The organism is Citrobacter sp. Cb004 (assembly GCF_030337065.1).
Taxonomy (GTDB): domain Bacteria; phylum Pseudomonadota; class Gammaproteobacteria; order Enterobacterales; family Enterobacteriaceae; genus Citrobacter; species Citrobacter braakii.
Window position 1 is genome coordinate 59696 of record NZ_JAOWCH010000043.1, and the last position, 11050, is coordinate 70745.

Genomic DNA, 11050 nt, shown 5'->3' on the forward strand with positions numbered 1-11050 from the left:
GCTTTCCTTTGATGCTTAAACAATTTGTTTTCTAATACTAAAAAAGCCAAATAGGGGATCAACAGAATCGCCGTGCTTCTTCCAGTTCTTCCGGGAAGTGCGCGTAAATCACACGCTCAGGCACGATTTCCATCAACCAGACAGCGGAGAAGATGATGCGGACGCGCTTGTCTCGGGTAATGCCACGCAGACGCTCCAGAACCCACTCAAAATAGCGTTCTTGAATCGGGTCGTGCTGCATGTCTCCCAGATGCTTAAAACTCACCAGAGAGTCATCCAGACGGGTTACAGTGCGTTTGGCTAACTTCTCTTCGAATATCCCGATCAGCTCGGGCTGCCAGAGATGCTGGGGGCGAGGTAATTTGTCCCACAGACGGCGTGCAGCTGCGGAAAGAACGGTAGAAATGAAGTAGTCATAAGAGCAGCAGTACTGGTCGGCAAACTGGCGTGCTTTCCAGAGAGACGTTTTGTTGGCCGTCGACAGCTCCTGATACGGCACACGTTTCAAACCGGTGGTGAATTGGGCCGTCTCATAGTGTTCGCGGCCATGCGAAAGCATGATGTATGAGTACTGGCGCTTGTATGCCTCAGTGAAAAGGCATGTGGCCATAAGCGGATGCATGTCGCGGTAATCAAACCACTTTGTCTCGAACAGCTCCGCCTCATCCTTGCAGCGTGACAGCCCAATATTCTCGGCCACCCACTTGTCCATGACTGTGGTGTCCCACTCGGTCATGAAGTCGTACTGGTCGTTGTTAATAGTGTTAAAGAAGATCTGGCTCATGTGCTCCGCCTGATAGATAGGTAGTTACTTACTTATCATAATGGGCGAATCATAGCGATTGGAGACTGTTTTTGGAAGTGGCAACAGAAGGGAATGTGTCTGGGAAGTCAGCAAAGAAAGACCTGCTTCCGTATAAATAATAATAAGTAACTTAGTATTTATATATACAGAAGCAGGTTCAAAAGTACCCACCAGACCTGGTTTTAGTCTCATGGTATGCAGCCTTAAGATCTGCTTCGAAGCACCTGCGCGCCAGACGGTTGCATCATTGTTAAATGTAACAAATTATTGTAGATTACCCAGACACAAAATAGCGTCAACAACTTAAGAAACGTCCAGAAATAAACGATGTACCAATCACGTAGAAAGGGAATTAAGAATGAAGACGAATAAGTCAGCGGCACTTTTGGTTTTATTATTAGCCGGTTGCGCACAGCAAAGTAACCCACAACAAAATACCACTGTAAAACCGATCTTAACCCAAGAAATATCGCCGGCATCTAACGTAGAGTCAAAGGCAAAAATGGGCGACCTTGCCGTTTATAACACGCTTGTGTCCACGTTAAAAACCGACATGGTCACTCTTGGTAACGCTTCTGGTTCGATGTCTGAGATTAAAGCAGGCAACTATTGCCACGTTGGTGGTGGAGTCTACCGCAACTTTGAAGACCCAAATGCTGTGGGCCTTAAGACCATTGCAGGGCAAGTAGTGAGCCATACTGATAGCGTCAAGTATGACAAGGCCAAAAACACTATATCACCCCCTAACACCACGACGTTCGACGCCACCGAAATATCTATCAAATTCACACAGAATGCCCCCTGCCATGTGGTAAAAAAGATTGTACAGTCTATTTCTTATAATGGTAAAAGCGGCGACGACCTTAAATTCATTTATTCTGAAAGCTACCCAGGCTTAGATGAGACTAAGACCGAGTTTTCTGTGCCTCTTTCCGATGCGAAAACAAGAGTCGAATATAAAAACCTGGCATTCAAGATTGTTGAAATGGAGGGTACTACAATCCGCTACTACGTATTACCGTCTGGCAATAAATAAACCACTTTAAATAAAGGCGCCAACAGGCGCCTTATTCTCAACCCTTCTTCATCAGCTCACGCTTGATTTCATCGGTGCGCATCGTGACGTCGGCAGCGGTGATCGCCTCGTTCAGTTTCACGATGTCTTCGATTTCCTGCGGTGACTTCTCTGCCAGATGGAAAATGGCTGCACGAATCACGTCAGAACGGGTGAACTTCTCGAAACGAGGGATGAACTTCATCATCTCCAGCAGATCGAAGTACTCGTCTTCCAGCGACATTGTGCGGCTCTTAATCTTCTCTTTCCCACGAGTCGGACGCCCCTGCGGTCTGACTGGCTGGCGCATTGGGGTGCTGCTTTTTACCGGTTCTTCCGGATCTTTGCGCTTTGCAAGGTCTCCCATTCTCATGGACATTATTCTTCCTCCAGACTCATGATGTAATCTACAAACTCTTCAAACTCGGCTTCTGCCTTCTTATCGCGTTCGGCGCCAGTCATTTCAAAGATAGAACGGCCAGCCTCTTCCGCGTCGTCATAAACGTTACGGTTGTACAGGTTAACCGGCGCAGCCTCGATGCCGAATGTCTCGACAATTTCTTTCGCCGCCAGAATACGTGACGCCTGGGAAGGCAGTGACGGACACTGGTTCACTACCGCGCGGATCTTCACAGTCTCGTTCACGTTGCGAACGTTGTCGATAATCGGGTCGATATCGCGCAGGGATTTCAAATCACGACGTTTAGGGCGCAACGGGATGATAATCACGTCAGCCATAAGCATCGCCAGACGCTGAATTTCGGAGTCAAAGCCACCAGCATCCACCACTACATAATCGGTGCGCCCCTGAAGCGATTTAAGATGTTTGACGATGTCGTCCTGAACGTATGCGAAGGGAATCAGCTCAAGATCGTCGTTCTGGCGACGGTCTTCACACCAACTCGTAGTTGTGCGCTGAATATCAATATCGGTTACATGAACCTTCTTTTTCTTTTTAACTTTGAGGCATACCGCAATTTGCTGGGCAACGGTAGATTTGCCTGGGCCGCCTTTTGTGCCGCCAACCACAATGATCTTGGTCATTGGTGAGTTCCCTTTGCGTGAATTATTGTCGTATGAAACAACTTGTTTTCTTATATGTGATATAGCCTAAATGCCTACGGCTGCGGTGTAAAGGTTAAATGATAGGTACTTGGGGAATGTGAGGCGTGGGATCAAAAAACCCGCCGTAGCGGGTTTATGGGAGAGAGATGATGTTGACGATGTGCGTACAAGAGCCTTTCTCAAGTCGCAGCTCGCGGTCTCCCCACTCGTCTGTTACGCGACTTAAAGGCAAACTGCCAATATCCCACGGCAGGAAGCCGGTGGCGGAACCCTTTGCCTTGTCGCCGAGCTGGTCAAGACAGCATTTTTTCACGGTATCGTAGATCATAACCTCGCCATATCTCCGCATAGTACCTGACCACATTGACGCGCCCAGAATGGTTTGCATATTGTCACAAACGAGGTGGCGGTATTTATTCAGTATGAAGCGATATGCCGTAGAACCTATGCGTGCTGATTCATAAGGCGGTTCAAGATAAGCGCCTTTGATTTGCTTACCGAGGTATTCATTCCCATCGACGCCGATAAACGGAAAATTGTTATAGGCAAACCGACCCACAACCTTCAACTCTTCTGGGGGGAGAGTCGCATCTACGATCTCAATTTTGATGATGTGTTCGGCAGCCTCAAACGCACTCATCCCCTCGTCATCAATAACCCGCGTGATTTCGTCAAATTGATAATCTGAGTTATAGGAGGGCAAAAGATACACAACGATAAAGTTGTCGAACTCACCATTATCGGCACGCATCTCCACCAGACGAACAACATCGCCTTCTGGTGTCGCGAAATGAAAGGTCTCTAAAATAGTATAGCCGCCCATAGAGAGCGGCATTTTGTTCAACTGCTTGCTGTAGCGTTCATCAATTAAAGAAGGTGCCATTGTTCTTTTTTGCGTTCTGGTAAAACGCTTTCCTTGAGGTCGTTGAACTTATTCTTCATGAATTGTACAACGGCTTTCTCAATTTTTGGAACAATGGATTCTTTAACATCAACAATTTCGGGGTACTGTTCTTGCGGCTTGAGGACAAAGCGCAATTTGTTATTGCGCACAACGACCTCTGCCAACGGTGTTACAGTTGAGGTGCTATTGGAGATGTTCTCTGCGCGAGCAACATCACTTTTGAATGTGACAATGAAGTGCTGGCGGTCAGCTGTTTCGCGACATAACATGCGGCGCACTTCCACTGAGTCTTCACTGTTGTGAAAACGCATAGGGAAGCTATCGACTACCGCAGTGTTCGTGCGGATCGTTTGCATAGTACGTGTTTTGTCATGATAGTTGAGCATGTTTCCACCTTAGCCGTTAAGACGTTGATGTCGTTGCGGCGACCCCATCGGGGGTTTAGAGGCTACGAGAATGCAGCGCTTCTTTGAAATAATGTATGAATGTCTTGACACTCGTTGATTAAATCTACATCAGTCACAAACTAATTGCAACCTGACCAATCCCCAAAACCCCGCTAACCACGGGCGCTTACGCGCTTTCTTCTGCTTTTTTGCCGCTCCATTGGCACAAACGCTCGCCCACCATATTGTGAGTCAAAATCTGTCGTTCTGTCTCTTCTGTCATTAAATCCTCATTACTCACATAGATAGGGTTAGCAACATCGCAGAAGAGCACGCCTGATGTCTGTGTCTTAATCACGCAGCCACTTATCATGCAGCTCGCGATGAACAGCAGAAGCATCTTTCCGCCGCACCTCATTAAGTGTCTCATTTTTGACGTCCACTGTGCTTTGAAGCCTTTTCCTGTCCTCCTGTCTGGCCTTCTCTTCGATTGCTTGCCGGGCCGCACGACCTCCCATCGTATAAGCACCGACAAGCACGAAAAGAGCGGCAGCCAGAGTCATCAGAGCAAACTTCAGCTTTGAAAATAGGCTGCCTGTCATATCAGACCATCCCGTTCTGGTGTTTTCGCACCTGTGACCAGGCGATAAAGCCAGCCACCACAATAGTAGCGATACCGAAGATGATCCGAACCGTATCACCACTTGTGATGTGTCCCTGCGCCTTGTCCATTGCCGCGGAGACCTGTGGCATGACGTCGGCCAACTGTGCCAGACCAAGTCCCGCCGTAACGGTCGCACCGGCAGTCTCTTTGGTTACAGGAACAGCCTTCACGGTTTTCACCGGCTTAACGACGCCAGCGCGGCGCAGACCTTCCTCAATAACTTCTGCCGCATACCAGGTGTTCGGCGTTTTGAGCGGGCCACGGCCATTTTCATGACGGATAATCGCCTCCACCAGCGGACGCAGAGTGGAGTAGTCGTGCAGATCGATGATCATGTCCGGGGTGACACCAACGGCTTTAGATACCTCGTTCACGTAAGCCACGGTGTTGTTTTCATGCGGAGGCGCCCAGCGTTCGATGACTTCGCGGATCGTATCGATGCTGGAGCCATCCTTCGCGCGGCGCTTGTCGTGGTAGGTAATGAGCGTTACTGCCAGCGCTCGAATGCCCCATACGGGATCTTTGAACGTGCAGAAACGCGGTTCGGCAGGGTTGTCAATTAACCCCTGCCACGGCGAACCTTTGTCGAGGTTGCCAGGGTTGTTATTACGAATACCTCTCGGAGTTTTCATCCTTGATCTCCTGTTATTGCAGTCCATTCTTCACGCCATAAGCGGCCAGACCCAGCAGCAGCGCGGTAATCAGGAACGACGTTATCTTTGAGATAATGCCGCCAAAGAACCCACTGGAGATGGCGTCTAGCCGATTAAGTAGTTTGTCCAGGTTGGAGTGCTGAATGCTGTGTTGCGAAGGCGTCATATCGCCAAAGTAGGTTTTGAGCTGGTCGTTGACCTCCTGGCCAATTTCCTCACGCAACTCCTTACCTAATTTGCCGACAACTTCACGCGCAACGATAGCGGCAATGCGCTCTACCTGCTCTGGCGTTACGCCTGCCATCTCGTTCGACATTATTTCCTCCATGAATCGTCAAATCGGGATGGCGGTTTTATACCACAAATCACTCTTTTTTGATAGGTAAGTACTTACATACGAGCACCATAAATTGCACCGACTTTAGTCCATGTAGGCACGTTCCCCGTGACAGCCTTACCAGCCGCGCCACCTCCGTACATTGTCCCCAATCGTCCAGTGGCAGCGGCACCAGCAGCCCCCACATTGCCTCCACTGCCGCATGTGTATTGAACAGCAGTAGAGCCGATCAAATATTGAGCACCAATCCCGGCAGCGGTTAGAGTGCCAGAAGTTGCCGCACGCGAATTTGAAGCTGGTGGCCTTGTAGTGTTTGCAACACCAAACGGGCGACCGCCCCCACCCATACCACCATTGGCTGAGTTACCTCCGCCGCCACCTCCGCCACCGGCAATAGCACCGTTATTGGTTATTCTTAAACGAGTCCCAATCCCGTTGTTAATAGCAGTGCCACCGGAAGCACCGCCACCATTAACGCCGCCATTACCGCCACGGCCATAGACAGTTACACCTGCGTTGATTACAAGGCTGATATAAGAGTTGGTAAGTGAACTCGGGAAATCTAAACATGGCACGCCGCTACTGGACGACACCAGATCCCCTGTAATGGTAACAACGACTGGCGTCGCCCCCTGTGATTTTAAATAGTTGATCAGTGTGTCTTTGTTGTAGTTATGATTCGCACCGATGCTGTAATGAATTTCCTTAGAACGACCTGCTAACTGAGACATACTCCCAGCCGCAGACAATTGCACCGCAGTTCGGGCAGCACTCATCCATCTCTGGCCGGTAACACTTACAGCCGAAGACCCAATCCAACCGGGAACACCGACAATTGGCACACCTAATCTCCTTATTCGATGTGAAAATCGATAATTGGTGGGGAAGCCCCACCAATCGTCTTGATTACATTCTCGCCTTCAGTTCGCGCACTTCCTCGCGCAACTCCTTGACGGCCTCAACCAGCATACCGATAACGCCGTTGTAGTTAAGACGCAGACGAGGCTCTCCGGACTGATCGTTATGGTCGACCGTTACCAGTTCAGGCTGAACATTCTGGACGTCCTGAGCGATGAGGCCACCAGACTGCTCATAACGGTCACAGACCTGAATCTCGTACAGAACACCTTCGATCCGATCCAGCTTGTCGAGCGCCCGTTCAATCTTGCGAATATTGCGTTTGCTACGACGGTCAGAGCGGATATAAACGTCATTGAAGCTGCCATTGCCTCCACAAACCCAAGTACCATCATTCTGGAGGTATGCGTTCGCATCCGTGCCGTTTGCGGTACGTGAGTTGTTGATCATGTAAAAACCAAACTGACTGTTTCCCAAGCCACCCAAGAAGAATTTGCGATCTGCGTGGTCTTGTCTCAACAACGCTTGTGCAGAGCTTGTACTTACAGCGTTCATCCCGAAGATGACGTTCTGGTTACGCATATCGATCCACGCGCCAGAACCGCTGTTGATGGAAAAACGGTTGGCGTAAATCCACGCACTTGACGTGATGTCACCCGTTACACTCAACGGCTTAAGGCTTTGCAGCGTGCTACTAATGAACCTAAAAACATGGGCGCTATTGGCGTAAACATCCAGAATGCCATCTCCGTTCTGTTTAAAGCCGGTGTCATTGTCACCCAGAACAATGGAATTACCGCCAAGACCATTGACCACACCCAGCCCAAGACCACCGTTAACAACAGCACCATTGCCCATTGTTACTCTGCCATTAGTGAGATCTACATAAAATGGACGAAGCGAACCTATATCACCATTTTCTCCCTGGTCTTTTGCTGTCGGGATAAGGTAAAAATTATTTTCGGAACGGCGAAAAATCATCCCGTATGCCGCATCGTAAATGCGTAACCCATCCGTAGAGCGGATCTTAAGCGGTCCGGACATCGTACCGCCGCTGTTTTTCATAAATAGCGCATCAATCCAGCCTGCAAATCCCGACTTATTGATGTATAAATTTCCGTCATTTGCCAGAATGCCTCCACCTGGCGTCTTGAGGGGCTGACTCACATTTTGCAGCGTCAGCACACCAGTCATTGTTCCGCCAGAAATCGGTAACGCACCGACATCAGCCGCAGTGGGTTTGAGCGCAGTGTTGTAATCTCTGCGCCAGGCAGGGGAATACATGCTACCGTGATTAATATAGGTGAACTGAGCACAGGCAATCCCACCACCGGTAGTCGTTGTAGGCGTAGTAACTCGGATGGTCATTGCGCCTTCGGTACCTAAAACCTCGATAACCGCACCAGCAAGACAGATATTGCCGACACCTGTATCAGTGATAATTTTATTGTCGGCATATGACCAGGAACCCTTCATCATCCAGTACGGCACTTCGAAAGCACCACGCTCCTTCAGCCATGCGATAAATTCAGCGGTAGTCCAATTGCCAGCCCCTGTGCTGTAAGACGCGCTAAACGCTTGCGCGGCCCCAACATCTTTCGCTGTGGGTTTATGAGCAGTTGTGTAGACCTGCGCCCAGCCAGACCAGTTCGCTGTCGAAGTATCACGGCGTGAACGAACATAAACCGGCGCATGAGCACCATCTGTTCCACTCCAGCCAACAAGTAGCTCGCCCTCACCAACCGCTCCTGCACCTTTCATGTGCAGGATGTTGCCGTAGGCTGTCGGGTAGCCATTGTTATAGGCTTCGTACATCTCGATACCAGTCATTGCCCCTTGGGTACTGCCTGCTAGTGCAGTCATACGCCCACGAGATACTAATGTTGGAATAGAGATATTTGCCGAACCATCAAACGCGACGCTGTTAATCGACCGAGGTGTTTGCAACTTAGTTGCAGTAGCCGCATTGCCTGTGGTGTTCTGATTGCCTGGCGCGTTTACACCCGGCAGGTCGATGTCGGCTGAACCGTCAAATCTCACTCCACCGATCTGGCGTGCAGTCTGAAGTACGGTCGCAGTGCTGGCATTACCCACCAGCGAACCGGTAATAGAGCCATCCTGATCAGAAATGACGCGATGGTAGACAGTCCCCTCTACAGCGTCTTCAGGCAGCGAATCCACAACCTCCAGTGCTTCCAGAGTTTCGACCACTGCACCGGCTGATTGCAGGTTGACGACCAGCTTCTGAGAGCCTGCGCCTGCTTTGAGGTAAATATCGTAGTTATCGTCAGCCGTGTTAACGGTAGCTACAGACAGCACAGCCGAATCCATTGTGCGATAAGCGACCGCATTCACCGATTTCGGATCGCCTGCAGCACTTCGCAGCACGATATCAGCCATTGCAGCAAGCGCTGGCCGCCCGGCTTCGTACCCTGCCCCGCCGATCACTTCGATGTATACGGTGCTGGTCGACTGTGGCATACGTGCCGTGGACACTTTCACCCACTTCGGCGCGTCGGTAGCCATGTCCATTTCAGCCGAAGTCCCTTTCCACTTCACACTGGCAACACTGGCCTGGGCGTTCTGGGCGTACTCATAAGCCTTCGTTTCTGATTCTTTAGCATTCAGCTCAGAAGTCTTGGCTTCAGCAGACGCATCGGTCGCCTCAGTTGCTTTCGTAGATGCCAGAGCAGCAGAATCGGCGGCATCTTTGACTTTGGCTTCAACCACAGCCATCGCTTCGGTCGTAGTCGTTGCAGAAACAGCGGCCTCAGCAGCGGAGTTTGCAGCAGCTGTTGCAGATCCTTCAGCGGCGGTCTCAGAAGACTTCGCGTTGGTCTCAGAGGTTTTGGCGGCTGCGGCAGATGCCTCAGAAGCGGTTGCCTGTTCAGTGGCAACGTTGGCCTTCTCTGTTGCTGTTGTGGCCGAATCGGCAGCCGCAGTAGCGGATTTGCTCGCAGCATCAGCACTGCCGGCAGCGGCAGCGGCACTTTCCCCCGCGTGCGTTTCTGCGTTCAGGGCAGCCGCTTTTGATGCTTCGGCAGCCGTTGCGCTCTCCGATGCGGCTGTCTCGGACGCCTTTGCATTGGTCTCCGAAGTTTTTGCCTTCTGTTCGCTGGACGCAGCAGCATTTTTACTCGCTAAAGCGGCGTCAGCAGACTCACCTGCAGCGGTGGTGCTTTCGGAAGCGGCGTTCGCGCTGGATGCGGCAGCTGACTCGCTGGCAGCAGCAGCCTTCTGTGATGCGTCGGCGTTGGTTTCTGACGTTTTGGCAGCCGCAGCACTTGCCGCCGACTCACCGGCACTCGAGGCTGCATGGGTTTCTGATTCCTTAGCCGCATTTTTTGAGGCCAGCGCATCAGCTGCACTGCCAGCGGCGGCCTGCTCTGAGGCAGAGGCATTGGTTTCAGAGGTTTTGGCAGCAGTAGCAGAGTCAGACGCAGCAGACGCTGAAGCAGAGGCTTCGGACGCGCTGGTCGCAGCCTGAGTTTCAGATGCTTTCGCCGCATCTTTGGATGCCGCGGCACTCGTGGCTGATTCTCCCGCTTCAGTCGCTTTGGTAGACGCTGTCGCGGCAGACGCAGCAGCATTTACCTTGAAGCTCTCAGCATTGGTTTCAGACGTTTTGGCAGCGGAAGCGCTTGCACCGGCAGCGTTTTCTGATGCAGCAGCTGCGGCAGCACTCTGGCTTGCTTCGGTAGCTTTGGTAGACGCTGTATTGGCACTTTCCGCAGCGGCAGCAGCACTGGCAGCAGCTTCCCTGGCCTTGTCGCCAGCGGCGTTGATGGCGTCGGCGTTATCCGTATACCATTTCTGGTTTGCGTTATGCTCATCAACGATCTGCGTCAGCGACTTCACGGTCACTTCCGTACCGTCTTCACGCTCAAGCGTTACCTCATCAACTGCCGTCAACCAGCTGCGCACCGTCTTCGAGTCTGCTGACATTCGGGTCATGAGCGCGGTAAAGCGTGCGCTGAACTGCGTTAAGTCGCCTTCATAGGTTGTGATGATGCGGCACGGAACTTCCGTCTGAGTCTCGCCCGTGTACGACTCCGCGAGAATCAGGCTTGTGTCGCTGATTACGCGCTTAATTTCGTACAATTTGTTGTCAGGGCCGATGACGATCATGCCCGGCAGAACGCCGTTGGCGGTCACATTCCAGTACGTTCCAGTGCCAGAAAGTGCGTCACTTCCCTGTGTAAATGTGATAGTACCTTCCCTGTACCACATATTCTCTCCTTGAAATGGCAAATACTCACATCATAAGTAAGTAGTTATCTATTTTACTTATTATACAAACGCATTTCCATATTGAATAAGGTTA

11 protein-coding genes are annotated in these 11050 nt (G+C 50.9%); 1 reads left to right on the forward strand and 10 read right to left on the reverse strand.

Annotated elements, in window-relative coordinates; genetic code table 11:
* Positions 1-58 precede the first annotated feature (58 nt).
* Positions 59-784, reverse strand: a complete 726-nt coding sequence (locus tag OGV65_RS04305) for a hypothetical protein (protein WP_181562223.1) — start codon at positions 782-784, stop codon at positions 59-61.
* Between the two features lie 379 nt (positions 785-1163).
* On the opposite strand from OGV65_RS04305, the gene OGV65_RS04310 reads away from it, so the two are divergent.
* Positions 1164-1841, forward strand: coding sequence for a hypothetical protein (locus OGV65_RS04310; protein WP_078028785.1), 678 nt, complete (start codon positions 1164-1166; stop codon positions 1839-1841).
* A 37-nt stretch (positions 1842-1878) separates the two neighbouring features.
* On the opposite strand, the gene OGV65_RS04315 is transcribed toward OGV65_RS04310, so the two are convergent.
* The 9 genes from OGV65_RS04315 to OGV65_RS04355 all read right to left on the reverse strand — a co-directional run bounded on the left by OGV65_RS04315 (position 1879) and on the right by OGV65_RS04355 (position 10956).
* A complete protein-coding gene (locus OGV65_RS04315) occupies positions 1879-2232 on the reverse strand; it encodes a hypothetical protein (RefSeq protein WP_160859104.1) in 354 nt (117 codons plus the stop codon).
* A gap of 5 nt (positions 2233-2237) precedes the next feature.
* Positions 2238-2903, reverse strand: a complete 666-nt coding sequence (locus tag OGV65_RS04320; protein ID WP_022649960.1) for a division plane positioning ATPase MipZ — start codon at positions 2901-2903, stop codon at positions 2238-2240.
* A gap of 154 nt (positions 2904-3057) precedes the next feature.
* On the reverse strand, positions 3058-3807 hold the full coding sequence (locus OGV65_RS04325; RefSeq protein WP_286454643.1) for a hypothetical protein: 750 nt from the start codon (positions 3805-3807) through the stop codon (positions 3058-3060).
* Positions 3792-4214: a hypothetical protein gene (locus OGV65_RS04330; RefSeq protein ID WP_101700947.1), complete on the reverse strand. Its 423-nt coding sequence runs from the start codon at positions 4212-4214 to the stop codon at positions 3792-3794. Before OGV65_RS04330 ends, OGV65_RS04325 begins: the two co-directional genes overlap by 16 nt.
* A gap of 350 nt (positions 4215-4564) precedes the next feature.
* The gene (locus tag OGV65_RS04335) at positions 4565-4816 is read right to left on the reverse strand and encodes a hypothetical protein (RefSeq protein ID WP_058672013.1); all 252 of its coding nucleotides are present in this window, start codon (positions 4814-4816) and stop codon (positions 4565-4567) included.
* A gap of 1 nt (position 4817) precedes the next feature.
* Entirely contained in the window at positions 4818-5510 is a 693-nt protein-coding gene (locus OGV65_RS04340) for a hypothetical protein (RefSeq protein WP_181562224.1), read from the reverse strand.
* A gap of 13 nt (positions 5511-5523) precedes the next feature.
* Positions 5524-5847, reverse strand: coding sequence for a hypothetical protein (locus OGV65_RS04345; RefSeq protein WP_000064173.1), 324 nt, complete (start codon positions 5845-5847; stop codon positions 5524-5526).
* Between the two features lie 74 nt (positions 5848-5921).
* Complete coding sequence (locus tag OGV65_RS04350) at positions 5922-6710, reverse strand: receptor-recognizing protein (RefSeq protein WP_286454644.1); 789 nt, start codon at positions 6708-6710, stop codon at positions 5922-5924.
* A gap of 64 nt (positions 6711-6774) precedes the next feature.
* Entirely contained in the window at positions 6775-10956 is a 4182-nt protein-coding gene (locus OGV65_RS04355) for a tail fiber domain-containing protein (protein WP_181562227.1), read from the reverse strand.
* Positions 10957-11050 lie beyond the last annotated feature (94 nt).